Annotated in this window: 22 protein-coding genes and 1 pseudogene; 16 read left to right on the top strand and 7 right to left on the bottom strand. The window is 66.9% G+C overall.

Annotated elements, in window-relative coordinates; all coding sequences use genetic code 11:
• Window positions 1-3 precede the first annotated feature (3 nt).
• The 3 genes from AB4Y40_RS32510 to AB4Y40_RS32500 are packed head-to-tail and all read left to right on the top strand — an operon-like array spanning window position 4 to window position 3721.
• Window positions 4-1311, top strand: a complete 1308-nt coding sequence (locus AB4Y40_RS32510) for a sugar ABC transporter permease (RefSeq protein WP_368691369.1) — start codon at window positions 4-6, stop codon at window positions 1309-1311.
• Window positions 1312-1345: 34 nt separating this feature from the next.
• Window positions 1346-2074, top strand: a complete 729-nt coding sequence (locus AB4Y40_RS32505) for an SDR family oxidoreductase (RefSeq protein ID WP_368691368.1) — start codon at window positions 1346-1348, stop codon at window positions 2072-2074.
• Between the two features lie 18 nt (window positions 2075-2092).
• Entirely contained in the window at window positions 2093-3721 is a 1629-nt protein-coding gene (locus AB4Y40_RS32500) for an FGGY-family carbohydrate kinase (RefSeq protein WP_368691367.1), read from the top strand.
• Between the two features lie 23 nt (window positions 3722-3744).
• Here AB4Y40_RS32500 and AB4Y40_RS32495 read toward each other — a convergent pair whose 3' ends face one another.
• On the bottom strand, window positions 3745-5010 hold the full coding sequence (locus AB4Y40_RS32495) for a multidrug effflux MFS transporter (protein WP_368691366.1): 1266 nt from the start codon (window positions 5008-5010) through the stop codon (window positions 3745-3747).
• 214 nt (window positions 5011-5224) lie between these two features.
• Between AB4Y40_RS32495 and AB4Y40_RS32490 the strand changes: the two genes are divergently transcribed.
• Window positions 5225-5488 carry a DUF6723 family protein gene (locus AB4Y40_RS32490; protein WP_368691365.1) on the top strand — a complete coding sequence of 88 codons (264 nt, stop codon included), beginning with the start codon at window positions 5225-5227 and terminating at the stop codon, window positions 5486-5488.
• 37 nt (window positions 5489-5525) lie between these two features.
• Here AB4Y40_RS32490 and AB4Y40_RS32485 read toward each other — a convergent pair whose 3' ends face one another.
• Window positions 5526-6641 carry a Kelch repeat-containing protein gene (locus AB4Y40_RS32485; protein WP_368691364.1) on the bottom strand — a complete coding sequence of 372 codons (1116 nt, stop codon included), beginning with the start codon at window positions 6639-6641 and terminating at the stop codon, window positions 5526-5528.
• Window positions 6642-6966: 325 nt separating this feature from the next.
• On the opposite strand from AB4Y40_RS32485, the pseudogene AB4Y40_RS32480 reads away from it, so the two are divergent.
• Both AB4Y40_RS32480 and AB4Y40_RS32475 read left to right on the top strand, forming a co-directional pair.
• Window positions 6967-8100: pseudogene (locus AB4Y40_RS32480) on the top strand (cysteine desulfurase family protein); the annotation flags it as partial.
• A 70-nt stretch (window positions 8101-8170) separates the two neighbouring features.
• Window positions 8171-8977 (top strand): sulfite exporter TauE/SafE family protein, encoded by an 807-nt coding sequence (locus AB4Y40_RS32475; protein WP_368691363.1) that lies wholly within the window; start codon window positions 8171-8173, stop codon window positions 8975-8977.
• Window positions 8978-8997: 20 nt separating this feature from the next.
• Here AB4Y40_RS32475 and gcvA read toward each other — a convergent pair whose 3' ends face one another.
• Window positions 8998-9927, bottom strand: a complete 930-nt coding sequence (gene gcvA / locus AB4Y40_RS32470) for a transcriptional regulator GcvA (protein WP_368691362.1) — start codon at window positions 9925-9927, stop codon at window positions 8998-9000.
• Between the two features lie 157 nt (window positions 9928-10084).
• Here gcvA and AB4Y40_RS32465 point away from each other — a divergent pair, with 157 nt between their 5' ends.
• The 3 genes from AB4Y40_RS32465 (at window position 10085) to AB4Y40_RS32455 (ending at window position 12497) form a co-directional block, all read left to right on the top strand.
• Window positions 10085-10888: a hypothetical protein gene (locus AB4Y40_RS32465; RefSeq protein ID WP_368691361.1), complete on the top strand. Its 804-nt coding sequence runs from the start codon at window positions 10085-10087 to the stop codon at window positions 10886-10888.
• Between the two features lie 162 nt (window positions 10889-11050).
• On the top strand, window positions 11051-11320 hold the full coding sequence (locus AB4Y40_RS32460) for a MoaD/ThiS family protein (RefSeq protein WP_266228259.1): 270 nt from the start codon (window positions 11051-11053) through the stop codon (window positions 11318-11320).
• A gap of 58 nt (window positions 11321-11378) precedes the next feature.
• A complete protein-coding gene (locus tag AB4Y40_RS32455) occupies window positions 11379-12497 on the top strand; it encodes a WD40/YVTN/BNR-like repeat-containing protein (RefSeq protein WP_368691360.1) in 1119 nt (372 codons plus the stop codon).
• Between the two features lie 21 nt (window positions 12498-12518).
• On the opposite strand, the gene AB4Y40_RS32450 is transcribed toward AB4Y40_RS32455, so the two are convergent.
• Complete coding sequence (locus tag AB4Y40_RS32450; RefSeq protein WP_368691359.1) at window positions 12519-13436, bottom strand: LysR family transcriptional regulator; 918 nt, start codon at window positions 13434-13436, stop codon at window positions 12519-12521.
• A 131-nt stretch (window positions 13437-13567) separates the two neighbouring features.
• Between AB4Y40_RS32450 and AB4Y40_RS32445 the strand changes: the two genes are divergently transcribed.
• The 6 genes from AB4Y40_RS32445 (at window position 13568) to AB4Y40_RS32420 (ending at window position 20304) form a co-directional block, all read left to right on the top strand.
• Window positions 13568-14857: an MFS transporter gene (locus tag AB4Y40_RS32445; RefSeq protein WP_368691358.1), complete on the top strand. Its 1290-nt coding sequence runs from the start codon at window positions 13568-13570 to the stop codon at window positions 14855-14857.
• A 75-nt stretch (window positions 14858-14932) separates the two neighbouring features.
• Window positions 14933-16435 (top strand): M81 family metallopeptidase, encoded by a 1503-nt coding sequence (locus AB4Y40_RS32440; RefSeq protein WP_368691357.1) that lies wholly within the window; start codon window positions 14933-14935, stop codon window positions 16433-16435.
• A 209-nt stretch (window positions 16436-16644) separates the two neighbouring features.
• A complete protein-coding gene (locus AB4Y40_RS32435) occupies window positions 16645-16965 on the top strand; it encodes a DUF4148 domain-containing protein (protein WP_368691356.1) in 321 nt (106 codons plus the stop codon).
• Between the two features lie 123 nt (window positions 16966-17088).
• Window positions 17089-17490, top strand: a complete 402-nt coding sequence (locus AB4Y40_RS32430; RefSeq protein WP_368691355.1) for a PPC domain-containing DNA-binding protein — start codon at window positions 17089-17091, stop codon at window positions 17488-17490.
• 163 nt (window positions 17491-17653) lie between these two features.
• Window positions 17654-18097 (top strand): hypothetical protein, encoded by a 444-nt coding sequence (locus tag AB4Y40_RS32425; protein WP_368691354.1) that lies wholly within the window; start codon window positions 17654-17656, stop codon window positions 18095-18097.
• 89 nt (window positions 18098-18186) lie between these two features.
• Window positions 18187-20304 (top strand): phosphocholine-specific phospholipase C, encoded by a 2118-nt coding sequence (locus tag AB4Y40_RS32420; protein WP_368691353.1) that lies wholly within the window; start codon window positions 18187-18189, stop codon window positions 20302-20304.
• Window positions 20305-20394: 90 nt separating this feature from the next.
• Here the strand turns inward: AB4Y40_RS32420 and AB4Y40_RS32415 are convergent, their stop codons facing one another.
• From AB4Y40_RS32415 to AB4Y40_RS32405, 3 genes are all read right to left on the bottom strand, one after another.
• Complete coding sequence (locus AB4Y40_RS32415) at window positions 20395-20688, bottom strand: hypothetical protein (protein ID WP_035512844.1); 294 nt, start codon at window positions 20686-20688, stop codon at window positions 20395-20397.
• Window positions 20689-20734: 46 nt separating this feature from the next.
• Window positions 20735-21235, bottom strand: a complete 501-nt coding sequence (locus AB4Y40_RS32410; protein ID WP_368691352.1) for a Spy/CpxP family protein refolding chaperone — start codon at window positions 21233-21235, stop codon at window positions 20735-20737.
• A gap of 246 nt (window positions 21236-21481) precedes the next feature.
• On the bottom strand, window positions 21482-21625 hold the full coding sequence (locus AB4Y40_RS32405) for a hypothetical protein (RefSeq protein WP_368691351.1): 144 nt from the start codon (window positions 21623-21625) through the stop codon (window positions 21482-21484).
• A 34-nt stretch (window positions 21626-21659) separates the two neighbouring features.
• On the opposite strand from AB4Y40_RS32405, the gene AB4Y40_RS32400 reads away from it, so the two are divergent.
• Complete coding sequence (locus tag AB4Y40_RS32400; protein ID WP_368691350.1) at window positions 21660-22748, top strand: phospholipase A; 1089 nt, start codon at window positions 21660-21662, stop codon at window positions 22746-22748.
• Window positions 22749-22775 lie beyond the last annotated feature (27 nt).

Here is a 22775-nt window from a genome sequence, read left to right as displayed (position 1 = left end):
ATCATGAGCAAGACTATCCATGGCGCTCCGCAGCCTGAAAACCCGGACGCCCCAAAGCCCGATTCAAAGCCCGATGCGAAGCCATCCACGCTGCTAGACCGCAGCGACGTGCGCGTGAAGCATGCGAGCGGAATCGGCGAGAGCGTGTCGGCATTCGTCGACCGCGTGCGTTCGGGCGACCTGGGTTCGCTCCCGGTCATCGCGGGGCTCGTCATCATCTGGACGGTGTTCACGAGCCTGAACCCGGTGTTTCTTTCCGCCGACAACCTCGTGAACATGCTGTTCGACTGCTCGACGGTCGGCGTCATTTCGCTCGGCATCGTCTGCGTGCTGCTGCTCGGGCAGATCGATCTCTCGGTGGGCTCGATGAGCGGCTTCGCCTCGGCGCTGGTCGGCACGTTGTGGGTCAACGACGGCTGGCCGGTGCTGCTCGCCATCGTTGCCGCGATCGCGGTGGGCGCGGTGATCGGTGCGCTGTACGCGCTGCTGCTCAACTGGATCGGCATGCCGAGTTTCGTCTCGACGCTCGCGGGCCTGCTCGCCATCCTCGGCATGCAGCTCTACGTGCTCGGTTCGACGGGTTCGATCAATTTGCCCTACGGTTCGGCGATGGTCAACTTCGGACAACTGATGGTGATCCCGCCGATCGTCTCGCACCTGATCGCGCTGCTGCCCGGTATCGTGCTCCTGCTGCTCGGCATGCGCACGCGCACGCGCCGCCATGCGGCCAGGCTTTCGGCGCCTTCGGTCGCAGGCCTGCTCGGGCGCGCGGCGGCGCTGACCGTGTTCCTCGAAATCGTCGTGGCCTATCTCAACCGCGGGCGTGGCGTGCCGCTGATGTTCGGCCTCTTTCTGGGTCTCGCGGTCGTCATGCAGTACGCGCTCACGCGCACGCGCTGGGGCCGTTCGATGCACGCCGTGGGCGGCAATCACGAAGCCGCGCGGCGCGCGGGTATCAAGGTCGGCGCGATCTATACGAGCGCCTTCGTGCTGTGCGCGAGTCTCGCCGCCATCGGCGGCGTGCTGACGGCGGCGCGCCTTGCTTCGGCGAGCCAGCAGGCCGGCACCGGCGACGTCAACCTCAACGCCATCGCGGCGGCCGTGATCGGCGGCACGAGCCTGTTCGGCGGGCGCGGCAGCGCATGGTCGGCCGTGCTCGGCATCATCGTGATCCAGTCGATTGCGAGCGGTCTGACGCTGCTGAACCTGTCGTCGTCGCTGCGCTTCATGATTACCGGCGCCGTGCTGGCCATTGCCGTGATCGTCGATTCGCTCGCCCGCCAGTCGCGTGTTTCGCATGGCCGCGCCTGAGGCGTTCGTACCTGATTCAAGGAGAAAGTTACCCATGTCTGAATCGATCAAGGGAAAGGTCGCCGCCATTACGGGCGCGGCGTCCGGCATCGGCTTCGCGTGCGCGCGCGCGTTGGTGGACGAAGGCGCGAAAGTCGTGCTGATCGACCGCGCAGAGGACCGGCTCGCGAAATGTTGCGCGGAGCTGGGGCCCAATGCGCTGCCGCTCGCCATGGACCTGCTCAACCCGGCGGACTACGCGGCCATGCTGCCCAGGATCCTCGATCTCGCTGGCGGGCTCGACATCTTCCACGCCAACGCGGGCGCGTATATCGGCGGCGAGGTGGCGAACGGCAATCCCGACGAGTGGGACCGCATGCTCAACCTGAACATCAACGCCGCGTTTCGCTCGGTGCATGCGGTGCTGCCGCACATGATCGCGCAGAAGTCGGGCGACATCATTTTCACGAGTTCGGTGGCGGGCGTCGTGCCGGTGGTGTGGGAGCCGATTTACACGGCCTCGAAGTTCGCGGTGCAGGCCTTTACGCACACCGTGCGCCGCCAGGTCGCGAAGCACGGCGTGCGCGTAGGCGCGGTGCTGCCGGGCCCCGTGGTCACCGCCTTGCTCGACGACTGGCCCAAGGCGAAGATGGACGAAGCGCTGGCCCAGGGCAGTCTCATGCAGCCGAAGGAAGTAGCCGATTCCGTGGTATTCATGCTCACGCGGCCGCGCAGCGTCACCATTCGCGACCTCGTGATCCTGCCGAACAGTGTCGATCTGTAAACCCACAGTCAACGAGCCATGACCTCAAATAACCATGCCGGCGGCGCACGCCATACCGTTGGTGTCGATGTGGGCACGGGTAGCGCCCGTGCCGGCATTTTCGATTCCGCGGGTCGTATGCTGGCGTCGGCGAAGCACGACATCAGCGTGTTTCACGAGAGCGGCGCCATCGTCGAGCAATCGAGCACGCAGATCTGGAACGCCGTGTGCCAGGCGGTGAAGGACGCGCTCGCGCAGGCCGCGATCTCGCCGGAGCAGATCGCCGGGATCGGCTTCGACGCCACTTGTTCACTCGTCGTGCTGGGCGAGGGCGGCACGCCGCTGCCCGTGGGCCCGTCCGAAGTGGCCGAGCGCGACATCATCGTGTGGATGGACCATCGCGCCGTGGAGCAGGCCGAGCGCATCAACGCCACGGGCCACGATGTGCTGCGCTTCGTGGGCGGCAAGATCTCTCCCGAGATGGAAACGCCCAAGCTGCTGTGGCTGCTGGAAAACCGGCCCGAGGTGTTCGCCGCGGCCTGGCAGTTCTTCGACCTGACCGACTTCCTCACGTGGCGCGCCACGGGCGATCTTTCGCGCTCCACCTGCACGGTGACCTGCAAGTGGACCTATCTCGCGCACGAGCAGCGTTGGGACGAGAGCTACTTTCGCACGGTGGGTCTGGGCGTGCTCGCAGACGAAGGCTTCGCGCGCATCGGCCGCACGATCGTCGAGCCGGGCACGCCGCTCGGCAGCGGGCTCACGCCCGAGGCCGCCGCGCAACTCGGCCTGCGCGCGGGCACCGCTGTCGCGACGGGCGTGATCGACGCGCACGCGGGCGGCATCGGCACGGTCGGCGCGCAAGGGCAGCCCGAGGCGTGCCTCGCGTATGTGTTCGGCACCTCGTCATGCACGATGACGACCACGCGCGACCCCGTGTTCGTGCCCGGCGTGTGGGGGCCGTACTACGCGGCGATGGTGCCCGGTGCGTGGCTCAACGAAGGCGGCCAGTCGGTGGCGGGCGCGGCGATCGAGCGCTTGCTCACGATGCATCCGCTCGCCACGGAGGCGGCGAGCCGCGCGGCGAGCGAGGGCCAGTCGCTGCCGGCGATGCTTGCCGGGCTGGCGGTTCAGGCTGGGCAGGGTGAGTCGGGCGCGGTGCGCCTCGCGCACGATGCTGGTCTGCACGTCGTGCCGGAATTCCTCGGCAACCGCGCGCCGTTCGCCGATCCGCACGCGCGGGCCGTCATCGCGGGGCTCGGCATGGAGACGGACATGGCGAGCCTCGTCGCGCTCTATGTTGCGGGCATTGGCAGCATCGGCTATGGACTGCGACAGATCATCGAGGTGCAGGCCCAGGCGGGCGCGCCGATCGAGCAGGTCGTGATCAGCGGCGGCGCGGGCAGGCTCGACCTCGTGCGCCAGCTGCTCGCGGACGCAACGGGCAAGCCCGTGCTGGCCACTCACGCCGAGGAGCCCGTCCTGCTGGGCGCGGCCATGCTGGGCGCCGTGGCGGGCGGGTTATATGAAAACGCGCGCGAGGCGATGGCCGCGATGTCGCAGATCAGCAAGGTCTACGCGCCGGCCACGGGCGAGATCGCGGCGCTGCACGACGCGCGTTACCGCGCCTTCACGCAGTTGCAGGACGTGGCGCGCGCGATCCGCTAACGGCCTGACTGGAAGCTAGCGGCTCACGCCGCCTCGCCGCTGCGCTGCGCGAGCGCGGCGGCGGCCTCACTCTGCGCGAGGTGGCGCAGCAGCTTCGTCACCATCACGACGACGGTGAGCGCGAGCAGCACGAAGAACACCGCGAGCGGCGTGAGCACGTGCACGGAGACAAAGCCGGCCAGCCCCATCATCGCCGAGGAAACGAGCAGCAGCGCGCAGCCGAGAATCGCGCTCGTCAAGCCCGCGATATGCGGGAACAGCGAATTGCCCTTGGCCATCAGCGTGGGGTACATCGCACCCGCGCACAGCCCCATCACGAGTACCGGAACGGCGAGCGTCCACACGCGCAGGCCCACCGTGAGCGCGAGCACGAGCATCGCGATCGACGCGCCCGCCATCACGCGCGCCCCCACACGCAGACGTTGCTCCGGGGTGGGCAGGCGCGGGCCGTGGAGCCGGTTCGAGAGGCCGCCCAGGAAATACATCAGGCCGATGCCGAGCGCGAGATAGCCGAAAAAGGTAGGCGGCCGATGCAGCGTGTTCTGCACCATGAACGGCCCGACGACGTTGAAGACGAGCAGGATGCTGTAGCACAGGCCCTGGGCCAGAAAGCAGCTCTGGAACACGGGGCTCGCGAGCACCTTGCCCGCGTTCGCGATGAGCGTGCGCGGCTCCAGCCGCACCGGTTGCCGCAAGGTCTCGCGAAAGCGCCACAGCAGCGCCCACATCACCAGCGAATACAGGAGCAGGAACACGAGGCAGGCCTTCCAGCCGAACAGCTCCTGCAGATGCGCGCCGATCACGGGCGCGATGATCGGCGCGAGCCCCCACGTAATCGACATGTAGGTGAACGCGTGCATGAGCGCGGTGCCCACGAACGAGTCGGTGATGATGGCTTTGGCGAGCAGGTTGGTCGCGGCGATGCCGAAGCCCTGCAGGCAGCGCGCCAGCACGAAGGTTTCCAGATTCGGCGCGGCCAGCGAGAGCAGACAGCCGAGCGTATAGATCACGAGCCCGAAGGCCAGCACGCGCTTGCGCCCGAGGGCGTCGGAAATCGGCCCGAAGATGAGCTGGCCGAACGCGTAGGCGGCGAGATAAACGGACACGCTCGACTGGATCGCCTGCGGCGACGTCGCGAAGTAGCGCGCCATGGCCGGCAGTGCGGGCACGTAGATGTCGATGGCGAGCTGTCCGGCGGAGGCGAACAGGCAGATCAGGAACAGCAGGAAGCGCGGCGAGTTCGCCGGGCGTGCGGCGGTGGCTGGACGTTCGGGCAGATCGTGGGTCATGACAGCGTGAGAAGGGCGGATTCCGGTGCGGCGGCGCGGGAGCGGTCGGGCTGCCTGTTCGGAAAGCGCGTTCGAATCGCGAACACAGCGTCCGGCGCGGCGGCGCAGGCGCGTATTGTGCCCGTTATCGCCGACTTCCGTGCGACGCCCCTCTCAGGCGCGGCGCTTGCTGGGCATCCGCATATCTCGCCCTGGACATCCCCGGAGTGCCGACATGCCAGAGAAAAGGCCGAAAGAGGCCGCGCGCCGCCCGACTAGTACGGAAGACTACGAAGTCTTCTGCGGCGAGCAGATCGACGGCGCGGGCCGCTACTACGGATTGCTGCGGATTCGCCGCAAGACCGATGGGCGGCTCATCTATCCGTTCGACGGCTGTCCGCGTCCGGGGCCGTGCGCGACGGGGCCGCTGGCAAGGCAACAGGCACTCACGCTCGCCGATGAGCTGATTCGCGCGGACATCGCGATGCCCGAAGGGTGAGCCGGCCCTGCATGCCGAAGGCGGAGCATGTCCAGGCTCAAAGCGCAAACACTTCGTGCACCGAACTCTGAAACACGCCGCCATTCATCGGGCCGCCGCCCGCCACATGAATCGCATCGCCCACGACCGCCGCGCCCATGCCATGCCGCGGCGTGAGCATGGGCGCATAGGCCTGCCATGAATCGGTGGCCGGATCGTAGCCTTCGTTCTGCCCGAAGACGCGCCGCGTGCCTTCCCCACCCATGCAGAAGAAGCGCCCGCGCCACGCCGCGCCGCCGTGGCCGGAGCGCGGTGTGGGCATGGGCGCGCGCTCTTCCCAGGCGTCGCGCTTCGCGTCGTAGGCCACGTGCATGCCGGTGTTGAAGTCGAACGTATCCATGCGGCCGCCGGCCACGAGGATCCAGCCCGCGAGCGAGACGGCCGCCGTATGGTCGCGCGGACCGGGAATGGGCGCGAGCGTCTTCCAGCTGTCGCTCTGCGGGTCGTACGCCTCGTGCCAGTCCACCGAGCGCGTGTCGCGGCCGCCGATCGCGTGCAGCAGGCCGTCGTGCGCCACGACGGAAATCGCACCGCGCGAGCCGCGCGAAAGCGGGTGAATCGCGTGCCAGCGGTCGTCGGCCACGACATAGGCGTAGCAGTCGGGCACGGCGATGCGGTTCTGCTCGACGAAGCCGCCCATCGCATAGACCACGCCGTCGAGCGCCGCCACGCCGATATGATTCGCGCCGCGCGGAACCGGCGCGGCGTTGCGCCAGGCGCCGAGCGCCGCATCGAATACGTGGTGATAGGCTCGCGCGACCTGGCCCGCGCCATAGCCGCCGATCACGTGCATGCGCTCGCCCTCGCTCGTCGCCCACGCCATTTCGCTGCGCGGCAATGGCAAGGGCGCGGCCGTGGTCCACGCGCCTTGCGGCGTGGCGCGCGGCGCGCTCGAGTAAAAGAAGCGCTGCGTGAACGCCGCGGGCGGCAACTGCGTGGCATTGGGGTCGCGCAGGCTCGCGTACAGTCCGCCGCGCTGGGCCGGCTGCATCGCTTGCGGGTCTTCGGGCATGGCCGGCATGTCCTCCGCAGCCATCGCACCACGCTGTTCGTACCAGGCGGTGCTGCCCGCGGCGAGGCTCAGTTCGAGGAAGCGGCGACGGGAAAGCGGCATGGCGAACCTCGCGGAGGTGGGCGGGAGGCGGGACGGCATCGAGCGCACTTTTTCCGGCGTTTTTCTCACTCGCGCGGCGCGCAGTGGACACGGTACTCGCTTACGCTGTCGCCCACCTTGCGTGAGTGTGCACGCGCGATTGAGGGTGCGATCGGCTCCGCGTCGCCACACTGCATCGGCGGGCGTGTCGAGAATTTCATTTCGCGATGGGCCGGTCGGGGAGAATTGGATACTCCGCCCTTTGGAGAATCCGCTTAATTTTGGAACCATTTTTTAGCGCCCGACGCGTAGCATTTTTCGAAATTCCGTTGTGCGAGAAACGAAGATGAGCGAGAAGGGCGATTTGCGTTACTTTGACTATGCCGCGACCACCCCGGCGGACCCGCGGGTGATCGAGGCGATGTTCGGCTGTCTGGGCATGGAAGGCGACTTCGGCAACCCGGCCTCCAGCTCGCATGGCGCGGGCCAGCGGGCGCGGCGGCTCGTCGAGCAGGCGCGCAAGGATGTGGCGGCGCTCATCGGCGCCGATGCAGAAGAGATCGTCTGGACGTCCGGCGCGACCGAGTCGAACAATCTCGCGCTCAAGGGCTATGCGGACCGCGCGACGCAAAAGCGCCATCTCATCACAAGCCAGCTCGAGCACAAGGCCATTCTCGATACCATGACGAGCCTCGAAGCGCGCGGCATGACCGTCACGCGGCTCGCACCGGACGCGCACGGCGAAATCACGGCGCAGGCCGTGGCCGCCGCGCTCACGCCCGACACCGGGCTCGTCTCGCTCATGCTGGTCAACAACGAGCTGGGCACGCTCACGGACGTCGCGGCGATTGGGCGCGTGGTGCATGCCGCCGGCGCGCTGCTGCACGTCGATGCGGCGCAGGCGCTCGGCAAGACGCCCATCGACGTGAAGGCGATGGGCATCGACCTCCTTTCGATGTCGGCGCACAAGGTCTACGGGCCGAAGGGCATCGGTGCGATCTATGTGAGCCGTGAGGCGTTCGAGCGCATCGCGCCGCAGATGCATGGCGGCGGCCACGAGCGCGGTCTGCGCTCGGGCACGCTGGCCACGCATCAGATCGTCGGCATGGGCGTGGCGTGCGTGATTGCGCGCGAAGCGCTGCAAGCGGACAGCGAGCGCATTGCGCGGCTGGGCGAGCGCCTGCTGGCCGAGGTGCTCACGTTCCCGGGCGTCACGCTCAACGCCGCGCGCGCGCAGCGCATTCCCCACATGCTGAGCCTCACGATCGATCTGCCGGGCTTCTTCCCGTTCCTGCTGACCGGCGACCTTGCGATCTCGTCGACTTCGGCCTGCAACTCGGCGGCGGGCACGCCGTCGCATGTGCTCACGGCCATCGGGGTTGGCGAAGAGGCGGCAAATCGCACGGTGCGCCTGAGCCTCGGGCGCTTCACGAAGCCGGAAGACGTCGATTTCGCGGTGGACTGCATTCGTCGCGCCGTGGCGCCGTGTCTGCCGGCCGCTGTGCCCGCCTGAGCCTGACGGACAAGGTCACGATGAACATCGAAACCCGATGATCGTTTCACTCGTACTCGGCGCCATGATCGGCGCAATGCTGGGACTCACGGGCGCGGGCGGCGGCATTCTGGCCGTGCCGGCCATCGTGGTGGGAATGGGCTGGCCCATGCAGCAGGCCACGCCGGTCGCCTTGATCGCCGTGGCGAGCAGCGCGGGGATCGGAGCGCTCGAAGCCTTCCGCGAGCGTCTCGTGCGCTATCGCGCGGCGTTCTGCATGGCGCTCGCGGGCGTGCCGACCACGTGGCTCGGCGTGCGCCTCGCGCAAGCCATGCCGCAACGCCTGCTGCTCGCGCTCTTTGCCGGCGTGATGCTGTTCGTGGCGGTGCGGCTGCTGCGTCAGACCATCGGGAAAAAGCGCGCGTTGCCCGAAGCGTCGCCGCTTTGCGTGGGCCGCGTCAATCCCGACACCGGCCGCCTCGTGTGGTCGAGTGCGACGGCGCTCGCGCTGGCCTCGACCGGCGCGTTGACGGGTCTGATGACGGGCCTGCTCGGCGTGGGCGGCGGCTTCATCATCGTGCCCATGCTGCGCAAGCTCACGAACATTTCCATGCACGGCATCGTCGCGACGTCGCTGATGGTCATCGCGCTCGTGGGCTCCGGCGGCGTGGCGGCGACGGTGCTGCACGGCGTGCCGCTGCGGCTCGACCTCACGCTGTGGTTCAGCGTCGCGACCGTCGCCGGCATGATGCTGGGGCGTCACCTTTCGCACCGCGTTTCCTCGCGGCATACGCAGATGGGCTTCGCCGCCATTCTGGTGTGCGTGGCGTGCGGCATGCTCGCCAAGGTGGCACTCGGCTACTGAGCCTTGCGCTTGATTCGCGCTCAACCGGCCTCGGCGAGAAAGACGCGGATTTCGTCGGCGAGCCAGTCGCGCACGGCGCGCACCTTGGGGTCGTCGCGGCTGCCGATGCGATAGACGAGGTCATGGCCGCGCTCGGACTCGAGACGCAACTGCGGGAACGGCGCGACGAGCCGGCCGGCCGCGATGTCATCCGCCACGATCACACTGCGCCCCAGCGCGACACCTTCTCCGCGGATCGCCGCCTCGATCGCGAGGCTCCCATGGCTGTAGGCCGTGCCGCGATCGCTGCGCACGCCGCTCAATCCCGCCAGCGCCAGCCATTGTTCCCAGTTCGCGAGCATGCCGCCCTCGTGCAGCAAGGTGCAGCGCGCGAGGCTCTCGACCGATGCCAGGCCGCCCATCTTCGCCCGATAGTCAGCACTGCAAACCGGCGTCACGGTTTCGTCGAGAATGCGCTCGGCCAGCACGCGCGGATAGCGTCCGCTGCCGTAGCGAATCGCCACGTCGACATCCGAGTCGTTGAGATCGACGTATTTGTCGGTCACGTCGAGGTGGACGTCGAGTTCCGGATGGCGAGCCTTGAGGCGAGGCAGGCGCGGCGCGAGCCAGCGGTTCGCGAAGGACACGCTGGCGTTGATCTTCAGGCGCGTGACGCTGTCGTGCGTGCGCAGGCGCTCGGACTCCTTGGTCAGTTCGGCGAGCGCGTGGTTCACGGCCAGCAGGAACTCGGCGCCCGCCTCGGTCAGGACGATGCGCCGCGTGAGGCGCTGGAACAGCGCCACGCCCAGATGGCTTTCGAGCGTCTTGATGTGCCGGCTCACGGCGCCATGCGTGACGTGCAGCTCCTGCGCCGCCAGCGTCATGCTGAGGAGCCGCCCGGTGGCTTCGAAGGCGCGCAGGGTTTGCAGCGGGGGAAGGCGGTCGAACATGGAGCCGGGTAGGTGTGTCATGTGTGAGTTTTGCTCACGCATTATATGACGACAAATGGTTTGTCAGCCACGTTGACGGGCTTCAATATGGGCATCAAGCCGCAGGACGTAACGTAACCCGTGCTACGCCCGCGGCGCATTCCTGACAGTTGGCATTTTCCGCATTGCGTCGCTCATCATGGATCTTCTGCTTTTCAAGCTCGTCTTTACGCCGTTGTTGCTGTTGGCCGCCAGTCTCGCCGCTCGCCGCTGGGGCGAAGCGGTCGGCGGGTTGCTCGTGGGGCTGCCGCTCACCTCGGGGCCGGTCTCGGTTTTTCTCGCGCTGGAGCACGGACCGGCGTTCGCCGCGCAAGCGACGGCGGGTTCGCTCGTCGCAACGGCTGCGCAGGCGGCGTTTTGCGTCGTCTATTGCCGGCTCGCGGCGCGCGGGTGGAAGGTGGCGCTGGCGGGTGCAGGCGCCACGTTCGCCCTCGTGGCCCTCGTGCTGCAATGGGGCGCGCTGCCTACGCATGGTCTTTATCTGTTCGCCATTCTGGCCATTGCTCTTGCGCTCAACCTGATTCCCAACAAGCCGGCAAGAACGGTGCGCCTCACGCCGCCGTGGTGGGATTTGCCGTCGCGCATGGTGCTCATCGCCGGTCTCGTGGTGAGCGTGACACTGATCGCGCCTTACGTCGGACCCGAGGCGAGCGGCGTGCTCGCGTCGTTCCCGTTCATGGCGATCATTCTCGCGGTGTTCGCGCACCGTCTGATCGGTCATGAGGCAGCGCAGCAACTGATGCGCGGCATGACCACGGGACTGCTGGGCTTCGCGTCGTTCTTCTTCGTGCTGAGCCTCACGCTCACGCACTGGAATCTGCTGGCGGCCTACGGGACCGCGATTCTCTGCGTGCTCACGATCCAGGCGATTTCCCTGTATCGCATGCGCCTGCCGACACCGTGCCTGCACGGCAAGTCCAAGCCCGAAGGCAGCGCGCCGTAACGGCCGGCTTTACATCCGGCAGGCCTGGACGGGCCGCGCCGCGCGTGCTGCGCCGCATCGCGGGACGTTGGCTGCGGGCCGCGCCAACGACTCGACGCCCACGGCGTATGGCCTACACTACAGAACCGGCGGATGCGGCCGTTTCCGCACCGTCGGCCCGCCATGGCGCACCTCTTCTTCGCAGCTTCGATTCAGCGGCACGTCGCGACGCCCGAGCGCGAGATCGACGCGCACACGCTTCGCGAAGCGTTCGATGCCGTGTTTGCCGAGCAGCCGCGTTTGCGCGGCTATATCCTCGACGATCAGGGCGCGTTGCGTAAGCATCTGGCGGTGTTCGTGGACGGCGTTCGCTTGCGCGACCGGGAGCATCTGAGCGACGCGCTCGGCGAGCAGAGCCGGGTGTACGTCGTGCAGGCGCTGTCCGGCGGATGAGCCGCCGCTTTGCACGGGACCAGAGCGCTGACTCTGGCTCGACAGGAGGGCACACGAGATGAGCGATCGACTGCTGGTCGCAACCCGCAAGGGGTTGTTCGTACTGCAAGCCGATGGAGAGGGCGGCTGGACAATCGGCGAACCCGAATTCGTCGGCGAGCCGGTGAGCATGGTGATGCCCGACGCGCGCGACGGCTCGCTCTATGCCGCACTCAACCTGGGCCACTTCGGCGTGAAGCTGCATCGCCGGCGTGCGGGCGTGGCGGACTGGGAAGAATGCGCGGTGCCCGTCTATCCGCCACAGCCTGCGGAGGAGATTGCGGCCAGCGAGCCGGACGCATTGGGCCGGCTGCCCGCGCCGTGGTCGCTCCAGCAGATCTGGTCGCTCGAACCGGGCGGCGCGGACGAGCCGGGCGTGCTGTGGGCGGGCACGATCCCTGGCGGCCTGTTTCGCTCCGGCGACGGCGGCGACAGCTGGGAACTCAACCGGCCGCTGTGGGACCGCCCGGAGCGGCGCGAATGGGCGGGCGGCGGCTACGACGCGCCGGGCATTCACTCGGTGATGGTCGATCCACGCGACAGCCAGCATGTGACGGTGGGCGTGTCGTGCGGCGGCGTCTGGCAGACCGGCGACGGCGGCGCAAGCTGGCGCCTCACGGCCGAGGGCATGGAAGCCGACTACATGCCGCCCGAGCGGCGCGGCGAGCCTAACGCGCAGGACCCGCACCGCGTGGTGCAATGCGCGGCGAATCCGGATGTGCTGTGGACCCAGCATCACTGCGCGATCTTCCGCTCGACCGATGGCGCGGCCCACTGGCGGCGCATCGAAGCGCAGCCGTCGAGCTTCGGTTTCGCGGTCGTGGTGCATCCGCGCGAGCCCGATACCGCGTGGTTCGTGCCGGCCCAAAAAGACCAGTACCGCGTTCCCGTGGATGGCCGGTTCGTCGTGACGCGCACGCGCGACGGCGGGCGCACCTTCGAGCGCTTCTCGAACGGCTTGCCGGCGGCCCCGGCGTACGACCTCGTCTACCGGCACGGACTCGATATCGACGACTCCGGCACGCGCCTCGCCATGGGCTCGACCACGGGCGCGCTCTGGACCTCGGACGACGGCGGCGAAAACTGGCGACTCGTTTCGGCGCACTTGCCGCCGGTGTATTGCGTGCGGTTCGGGTGACCGACGCCTTCCCGCCCGCCGTTATCCCGCGGACTGAAACATCGTCATGCGCTGCAGGATCCAGTCGAGCAACTCATGCGCGGCCGCCACGAGCGGCCGCCCCGACTTCACGAGCACGCGCGCCTTGGTGCCGCGAAAGAGCGTGTGATCGATCGGCACGGTCACGAGTTCACCGGCCTCGATCTCGCGCGCGGCGGCGAACTCGCCGATCAGCGTCGCGAAGTTTTCCACGGCGACAAAACGCTTGAGCGCGGTCAGCGAATTCGTGGTGAGCGTCGCGCGTATCTCGACGTTCTCCGCGAACGCCAGCATGTTCGCGAGATGCCCGATGCCGAACGTGCTCGGCATCAACGCGAGCGGCCACGCGAGCAGGTCGTCGATCGTCGCAGGCGTGCCCCGCCGCGCGAGCGGATGGTCGCGGCGCACCAGCAGCACGACGGGCTGCGCTGAACTCGCGCGGTACTCGATGCGCTCGTGCGGCGGCGGATTGAACGCGAGGCCGATATGCGCGCGGCTCTCGGCGACCTCATTGAGAACGTCGTCGACGGGCAGCATCGTGAGGCTCACGTCGAGCTTCGGATAGTGCGCGCAGAACGGCGTGACGACCTCGGCGACGAGCGCATCCACGTAGCCCTCGCTCACGGCCAGATCCACGCGGCCTTGCTGGAGCCCGCGCAACGCGTGTAACTGGTCCTCGAACTTCTCCTGCTGCGCGCGATAGCCGCGCCAGAACTCCAGCAGATGCGCCGCCGCTTCGGTGGGCTTCACGCCGCGCGCCTGGCGCTCGAACAGTTGCGCGCCCAGTTCGTCTTCCAGCAGCCTGATTTGCCGCGTGATGACCGAGGGGGAGGTGTTCAGGCTGTCCGCGGCGCCGCGGATCGTGCCGTGCGTGAGCACCTCGTGGAAATAACGCAGCCGCTGCTGATTGATTTCGCGCATCGCGCCCTCATTCGCGTAAACGGACTGTTGCCCAAAAAAGAACGATATGTGAACTTTGTTGCTCTTGCTAGCGAAGTTTGCCCTGGCCAGGATGGTATTGCGCAGGACGCAAACCAGACAGGAGACAGGACATGGCCGCCATTCTTCCCCGCGCGAGAAGCCTCGACGCTTCCGCGCTCTACAACAGGATCAACGCGCGCTTGCTGCCGTTTCTGCTGATCTGCTATTTGTTTGCTTACCTCGACCGCGTGAACGTCGGGTTCGCCAAGCTGCAGATGCAGACCGACCTCGGTTTCTCCGATGCGGCCTATGGCGTGGGCGCGGGCATTTTCTTCATCGGCTATGTGCTGTTCGAATTGCCGAGCAACCTGCTGTTGCCGAAGATCGGGGCGCGCAAGACCTTCGGGCGCATTCTCGTGCTGTGGGGCATCACGTCGGCGTGCATGCTGTTCGTGCGCAGCGTGCCCGCGTTTTACGCCATGCGCTTCCTGCTAGGCGTGTTCGAAGCGGGCTTTGCGCCGGGCATGATCTTCTATCTCTCGCGCTGGTACGGCCCCTCGCGCATGGCGCGCGCCATTGCAATGGTGTTTCTGGCCGGCCCGATCGGCGGCATTGTCGGCGGCCCGGTTTCGGCGGCCATCATGAGCACGCTTGCGGGGAAGGCGGGCCTTGCGGGCTGGCAATGGATGTTTCTCGTGGAAGGCCTGCCGTGCATCGTGCTCGGCATCGCGACGTTCCTCTATCTGCCCGACCGTCCGGCCGACGCGGCGTGGCTGAGCGACACCGAAAAGCGCCAGATCGAAGCCGAAGTCGGCGCGCCCGAGGCCCATGCCACCTCGTTCGGCAGCGTGCTGCGCGATCGCAAGGTCTATGTGCTCGCGTTTGCGTACTTCTGCATCATCGCGTCGATTTACGCCATCAGCTTCTGGCTGCCCGCCATTCTCAAGGCGCAGGGCGTGAGCAATCTGATCACGCTGGGCTGGTACACGTCGATTCCGTATGTCGCGGCAGCAGTGGGCATGCTTTATATGGGCCGCCGTTCGGACCGGCTCGGCGAGCGGCGCTTTCACTGCGCCGTGCCGGCCGCGGTCGCCGCGCTGCTTTTCGCGCTGTGCGCGGCCACGGGCAATCACCTGGCGCCCACGCTCGCGCTGCTCACGCTCGTGACGATGGCGCTGTGGATGGCCTACACGGTGTTCTGGGCGATTCCGCCCGAGTACATCAAGGGGCCGGCCGCGGCGGGCGGCATTGCGCTCATCAACACCATCGGGCTTTCCGGCGGATTCTGGGGGCCTGCGGCGATCGGCTGGATCAAGACGGCGGCCGGCAGCCTGCAGCCGGCGCTGCTCGCCATGGCGGGCGTGTCGCTCGTCGGCGCGCTGCTGATTCTTTCGGTCAGGCTCGCAGGCGCGAAGCCCTGAACGTACGTTGCTGCCTTCAAGGCACGGCACGAAACCGGTTTGATCAGTCGTCCTATGCAAGTGAGGTAAAGGAAAATGAAGATTCTCATCGCGGGCTTCCAGCACGAAACCAACACGTTCGCCCCGACGAAAGCCAGTTATCAAAGCTTCGTTCAGGGCGAGGGCTTTCCGCCGCTCACGCGCGGCGCCGATGTGCTCTCGCTGCGCGACGTGAACGTGCCCGCCGGCGGCTTCATCCAGGCGGCGGAAGCGGCCGGCCATACGCTCGTGCCGGTCATCTGGGCCGGGGCGAGCGCTTCCGCGCACGTGACCGAAGACGCGTTCGAGCGCATTGCCGGCGAAATCGTCGATGCCGTGCGGCGCGGCGGCTTCGACGCGATCTATCTCGACCTGCACGGCGCGATGGTCACCGAGCATCTCGACGACGGCGAGGGCGCGCTGCTCGCGCGCGTGCGGGCCATCGTGGGCCGCGAGATGCCCGTGGTGGTCTCGCTCGATCTGCACGCCAACGTGACCGAGCAGATGTTCACGCACGCGGACGCCATGGTCGCGTATCGCACGTATCCGCACGTCGACATGGCCGAAACGGGCGCGCGCGCCGCGCAGATCCTCACGCGCCTCTTCGCGGACCCCGGGCGCAGGCTCAAGCGCTACGTGCGCCGCATTCCGTTCCTGATTCCCGTGAACGGCATGTGCACGCTCGCGGAACCGGCGCGCGGCACCTACGCCCATCTCGCGCAGCTGGAGGACGATTCGGTCGTCTCGCTTTCGTTCGCGCCGGGTTTTCCGGCCTCTGATTTTCCCGAATGCGGCGCGGCCGTGTGGGGTTACGGCTTCGATGAAGCCGCCGTCATTGCAGCGGTGAACGAGCTGGCCTCGGCCGTCGTCGAGCAGGAGCGCGACTGGGAAGTGCGCTTTCTCGACCCCGACGCCGCCGTGCGCGAAGCCATGCGCCTCGCCGACCACGCCACGCAGCCGGTAATCATCGCCGACACCCAGGACAACCCGGGCGTGGGCGGCGATTCGAACACGATGGGCCTCGTGCGTGCGCTGTTGCGCCAGGGCGCGCGCGACGCGGCCGTGGGCCTGATCTGGGACCCGCAGGCGGCCGCGAAGGCGCACGAGGCGGGCGTGGGCGCGACGATCGAGCTGGCGCTCGCGGGCGGCACGGGCGTGCCCGGCGACGCGCCGCTCGCCGGGCGCTTCGTCGTGGAGCACCTCGCCGATGGCCGTGTTCGTTTCGACGGCCCGATGATGAACGGCATGTGGACTGAAATCGGGCCGGTGGCGTGCCTGCGCATCGACGGCGTGCGGATCGCGGTCAGCTCCGTGAAGATGCAGATCTTCGACCGCAATCTGTATCGCGCAGCGGGTATCGAACCGGAGCGCATGAAGATTCTGGTGAACAAGAGTTCGGTCCACTATCGCGCCGATTTCGACGCCATCGCCTCGGCGCATCTCGTGGCGAAGGCGCCCGGCCCCATGGCCGCCGACCCCGCCGACCTGCCGTGGCAGCGCATCGATACGCGCTTGCGCCTGCGACCGAACGGGGTGTCGCTGAGCGAAATGCGGGAGTAGCGAGGGGTTTTGTATCGTTGTGTATCCACCGCGCCGATGGACAAGGAGGCTTGCAAAAGCAGGGGTGCGCGGAAACAAGCGGGATACGTGCGGGGGTTCAAATACACCCATGCCAGTCAGCGACGTCGCACCAGAGACATCGAAAAAGACTGGACGCGCGAGCCACGCCATCGTGGTCCGAACCAACTCATTGCTTACAGGTGGATACCATGAAACTCATCAAGTCGCTGATCGTTGCCGCTGTCGTCGCCGTTCCCGTCGTCTCCTTCGCGCAGTCGGCCGAGCCGCTCACGCGTGCCCAGGTCCGCGCCGAACTGGTGCAACTCGAAAAGGCCGGCTACAACCCGGCGGCCGACTACAACGACTATCCGCAGCACATCGAGGCTGCCGAAGCGAAGGTGAGTGCGCAGAGCGGCGCGGTGGCTTCGGCGTTCGGCGGCGTGGCGAATGGTTCGTCGGCGGCGGGCGCGGCCACGGCTGCGGCGCCGCACGACATTCCCGGCTTCGGTTCGATCTACGCGCATCAGTGATCGGCGCGTGAAGGCGCGAATGCAGGAGCGGCCCGCCTCGAGCGGGCCGTTGCCCATGTCGCGACTTGCCTCGTGCTTCGCTCCGGCCTAACCTGTGCCGGATACGACGACCCCGAGGCCAGCATGCAAATCCATCCCGTACGGCTGTCTCCCGGCGACGATCTGCGCGCCGCCGTCGAAAGCTTGCTGGGCCAGCAAGCCTCGCATGCGGCGTTCGTCATGCAGGGCATCGGCAGCCTGAGCGTCGCGCAGCTGCGCTTCGCCGGCGCCGAAACGCCGACCGAACTGCGCGGCGACCTCGAAATCCTCACGCTCGCGGGCTCGGTGTCACCCGATGGCGCCCACCTGCACATGTCCGTTTCCGACGCGCAGGGCCGCGTGACCGGCGGCCACGTCGCGCGCGGCTGCATCGTGCGCACCACGGCGGAACTGCTGCTGGTGCTGCTGCCCGGCCATCGTTTCTCACGCGAGCTCGATTCCGCGACCGGCTACCCGGAACTGCAGATCCGCAACGCGCCAGGCTGATCCGCCTGCGCCGCACTTCGAGCGAACCCTCGCACCGTCACAAAATTTAAAAGCGGCATCGCTATGCTTCGGCGTTGCCTCGCCGCTGTCTGTGCTGCGCGCGAGGCCCCGCTCGGGCCGCTCCTCGAGCCGTTGTTGTGCCTCTATCTGGACGGAGACTTCGATGACGGTCGAATCCGCGCCGGCGCGCTTGCCATGGCAAGGCGCGTCGCGCAGACGCTTGAGCCTGCCCGATGCATTCACGACGATGTGTGCGCCCGCCATGCTGCTTGCATGCGCAGCCGCGCTGTGTGCGCTTGACGCATGCAGCGCACGCGATAGCGACGCGCGCGCCGCGCTCACCACGAACGCCGCACGCGAACTCGCGCAAGCGCAGCCGGGCAGCACGCCACCGCGCCCGCAGTTGGCCAATGCCTTCACGCTGGCCTCGGATGCGGGCGCATCGAATCTCCCAGATAGTGCGAACAGCATGGCAAACGCCGGCGTCGCCTTGCCCGCGAACGCCGTGCGCTCGCCGGCGAAGCCACCCGCCGGCGGGAGCGCGCAAGACACACAAGCCGCGCAGATCGAACCGCTTGTCACACCCGTTATCCACACCGCCGATTGACGTACCCGGCCGCGCGGCCTTGCCGCCTGCCGCCCGTCAAGGCGGCGTGCCGTGCGTGCCTTTCTCAACCTGAAGATGGAAACCACAAGATGACCTCGAGAAGCCGCCGTGACTTTCTCCGCACCGCTGCGATGAGCGCCGGTTCGGCCACCGCCCTGACGATGCTGCCGCAGGGCATCCGCAATGCGCTCGCGATTCCCGCGAACAATCGCACGGGGAGCATCCGCGATGTCGAGCACATCGTGATCCTCATGCAGGAGAACCGTTCCTTCGACCATTACTTCGGCACGCTGCGCGGCGTGCGCGGCTTCGGCGACACGCGCGCGATCACGCTGCCGACCGGCAAGCCCGTGTGGAACCAGCCGCTCGCGGCCGGTGGTGTGGGCGAAGTGCTGCCGTTCCATCCCACGGCGTCCAACCTGGGCCTGCAGTTCATCCAGGACCTGCCGCACGACTGGACCACGACGCACGCCGCCTGGAACGGCGGCCGCTACGACCAGTGGGTGCCGGCCAAGGGCACGACCACGATGGCGTACCTCACGCGCGACGACATTCCGTTTCACTATCAGCTCGCCGACGCGTTCACGATTTGCGACGCGTACCACTGCTCGACGATGACGGCCACCGACCCGAACCGCTACTACATGTGGACCGGCTGGGTGGGCAACGACGGCAGCGGCGGCGGCCCCGTGATCGACAACGCGGAAGCGGGGTATGGCTGGTCCACGTATCCCGAAGTGCTGCAGAGCGCGGGCATCACGTGGAAGATCTATCAGGACGTCGGCGAAGGTCTCGACGCCAAGGGCTCGTGGGGCTGGACGGGCGACAACGCGTACATCGGCAATTACGGCGACAACTCGCTCCTGTATTTCCATCAATACCAGAACGCGCAGCCCGGCAATCCGCTGTATGACCGCGCACGCACGGGCACGAACGTGCTGGCGGGCGGCGGCTATTTCGACGTGCTCAAGCAGGACGTGGCGAACAATGCGCTGCCGCAGGTCTCGTGGATCGTTGCGCCCGAGGCGTACTCGGAGCATCCGAACTGGCCCGCGAACTATGGCGCGTGGTACGTCGACCAGGTGCTGCAGATCCTCACGTCGAACCCGGACCTGTGGAGCAAGACCGTGCTGCTCGTGAACTACGACGAGAACGACGGCTTCTTCGATCACCTGGCGCCCCCGTTCCCGCCCGCATCGAGCGCGAACGGCCTCTCGACCGTCGACACGACGAACGAAATCTTTCCGGGCAGCAGCAAGTATGCGGCGGGCCCGTACGGCCTCGGACCGCGCGTGCCGATGCTCGTGGTCTCGCCGTGGTCGCGCGGCGGCTGGGTGTGCTCGGAGACGTTCGACCATACTTCCGTGATCCGTTTCATCGAGAAGCGTTTCGGTCTGCATCACGACCTGCGCGAGCCGAACATCACGCCGTGGCGCCGTGCCGTGTGCGGCGACCTCACATCGGCATTCAACTTCGCCACGCCTAATGCGGCGATTCCCGCGCTGCCTTCCACGACGGGCTATGCGCCGCCCGACAAGCTGCGTCACCCCGACTACGTGCCGGTGCCGCCAGTCGTGGGCAGCGTGCCGAAGCAGGAAGCGGGCGTGCGCAACGCGCGCGCGCTGCCGTACGAGCTGTTCGTGCGTTTCGATGCCAATGCCGGCTCGGGCGACGTCACCACGCGCTTCGTCAACTCGGGCCGCGCCGGTGCCGTGTTCCTCGTCTACACGGCGGGCAGCACCGATGCGCCGCGCACCTATACGGTCGAAGCCGGCAAGCATCTGCAGGACAAGCTCGCGCTTGGCGCGAGCGGCGCGTACGACTTCAGCGTGCATGGGCCGAACGGGTTTCTGCGCCGTTTCGCGGGCACCCAGGTCAAGTCGGGCTGGTTCGGCGGCAACGAAACGGCGCGCCCCGAAGTGGTAGAGGGCTACGACGTGGCGAACGGCAACCTGCAACTGCGCCTCGAGAACAAGGGCGGCGCGCGCTGCCAGTTCACGATCGTCAACGCGTATGACCCGGGCACGAAGATCCAGCGCACTGTGCCCGGCGGCGACACCGAGCAGCTCTATCTCGACCTGCGCAACGCGCACGGCTGGTACGACCTGACGATCACGGTCGATAGCGATGCGACGTTCGTGCGCCGCATTGCGGGCCACGTCGAGACGGGTCATCCGAGCTATAGCGATCCCGCGCTCGGCGCCTGATATCGCTGAGGAGTGAGATGAGCCACGGCTTTCGCGAGCCGTGGCTTTTCTTGTTTACCGCGTAATCGAGCAGGGGCGACCAGGGCGCCTCTAGCGCCAGCGTGGCGGCGGCGGTCCCCAGCCGGGATGGCGGACGTGTCGCGGACCCATGAAATGTGGAGGACGGTGCCACGGAGAAAAGCCGTGGCGCGAATACACGACGGGAGGCGGCCACATCGGCGCGGCGGGATGCATGAAGAATACGGGCGGCGGCGGCGCGTAGAACGCCCCAGGAATCCCGATGCCCACGCCGACATTGACGTTCACGCGCGCCTGTGCGGTTTGCATCGCGCACAGCGTCGTCGCGATACAGAGGAATGCAAACTTCAACACACGGAGTTTCATCGCCGATCCTCCGTCGCGAGCGCGCGTTGCGGACGCTCGCGGCTGGTTATTTCGTGCGCGCTTCAGCGGGCCGGAAAGCGGCGTCCGCAAGCTTCTTCTGCGAGTCGGGCATGGCCGCGTAAAGCGCCGAGAAGGCATCGAGCATCGCCTTGCTGCCGTCGGCATTCGCCTGGGCGATCTCGTTCCACGATTGAAGGTTCTCCACCGCGGTTTGCTGCTGGGCATTATCGTGCCGCTGCTGGATCAGATCATCCACCGTTTTGGCGTTATTGCGCATGACGTCGGCCACTTTCGCCCACTGATCCTCTTCGGCGGGAGTAATCTTCAGTTCGGCATGCAGTTCTTTCACGCGGTCGTCGACGGTTTCAACGTGATGCTGATGCGACGACGCAGCCGGAGCGCTGGCCTGGGCCCAGCACGTGGAAGTGCCGAGCAGGGCTAGCGCAAGCAGGACAGGTTTCATTGTCAGCCCTCGCGAAAAGCGTTTGCCGGCAATGGCCGGCAAGTCGGAACGAACCATTTTGATCATAGCAGCGGCGGCAACCAATTTCGGCATCCTCTATGTAACAGCGAATAACAGGGAATAGGGCACGATTCCCGAATGCACCACGCTTCACTCACGCAGAAAATCGGCCTGGCTTGCCCGGCAGCGAGTCATTCTGACGATACCAGGAGGCAACGTGGCGATTCGATTGGCATTTCAGAGGGCATCGCATTCGCATTCCGCTCCCGTCGCCCGGTTGGCTTGGGGCAGACTGGCGTGCGCCACCCTGGCCGTGGCAACTTTGGCGGGCTATGTGCCTGCGAGCCGCGCCGCCGTGTCCATCATGCGCCCGCCGCGCGAGGCGAGATCCGACGAACCGCTCGTCGTGACGATCGTGTATACCGGCGATGCGCCGACCGGCACTTCGATCGACGTGCCGCGCGATTTGAGCATCACGCTGACCAACGGCGAGGCGTTGCCGAAGGCCGTGCTGCTCGCGCGCGAACCAGGCGCACCCGAGCATTTGCGGCTCGCCGCTGGAGAGATGAAGGCGGTGAGCTATAGCGCGGCATGGCCCAAGTGGGCGCGCGGCGCTTTGAGAGTGGATGTGCCGGGCGTGGACGTTTCACCTTCCGTGGTCCTGCTCACGCGCATGCCGGCCTCGGCAACGGCGAACGCCGCGGCTCCTGCCTCCGCGCCTTTGGTGCCGGCGGCAACGGTTGCGTCCGCATCGGAACCGGTCGCCACGGCGCCAGTTGAAGGACCGATGGCGGGCAATGCTTCGCTTGCGGCGCAAATGCCGCCTTCCACCGTAAAGCCCTCGAATTCGCTGGTGCCTGACATTGGCACTTTCCTCGCGGGCCGTCTTTCGTTCTACCAGCCAAACTATTTCGCGGACGGCTGGTCGTCGAGCGACGCGGATCTCGCCAGATTCCAGATCAGTATCAAATTCCGCTTCATATTGCCGGACGATCCGCGTTCACGCGGTTTCCTCGACAACCTCTATTTTGCCTATACGCAGACTTCGCTTTGGGATGTCCGCGGGGACGAGTCGCCGTTCCACGATACGAGCTACATGCCCGCGCTCTTCTACTACCTCGAGGACACCGGGTGGAGGTCCAGCTGGTTCACGCGAATGGGCATCGAGACGGGGTACGAGCACGAGTCGAACGGGACCGCCGGTTCAGGGTCGCGCGGCGTCGATATCGTGTACGTGAAGCCGATCTGGGATTTCGGCGACCTCAACGCCAACCACCTGACTATCGAGCCGAAAATCTACGCGTACGAGCACATCCAGGAGTCGAATGGGGATATTGCTCACTATCGCGGCTATGTCGATCTGCTGTTCAAATATGGCAGCCCCGACGGCTGGCAACTCGCGACGACCCTGAGAAAGGGCACGAGATCGACCTATGGAAGCGTCGATGTGCAATTTACATACCCGCTCGCCAAGCTATTCGGCAATGCATGGGGCGGGTACCTGTTCCTCAACTACTTCAACGGCTACGCCGAAGATCTTCTCGATTACAACCAGCACCGCTGGGCTGCGCGCATCGGTTTCGCGGTGTCGCGCTAACTGACTTTGGCTTGCGAATGTTGGGAA

Origin of the sequence: Paraburkholderia sp. EG287B, assembly GCF_040965595.1 — a bacterium.
In the GTDB taxonomy this organism is placed as follows: domain Bacteria; phylum Pseudomonadota; class Gammaproteobacteria; order Burkholderiales; family Burkholderiaceae; genus Paraburkholderia.
This window is presented reverse-complemented; position numbering and strand designations above follow the sequence as displayed.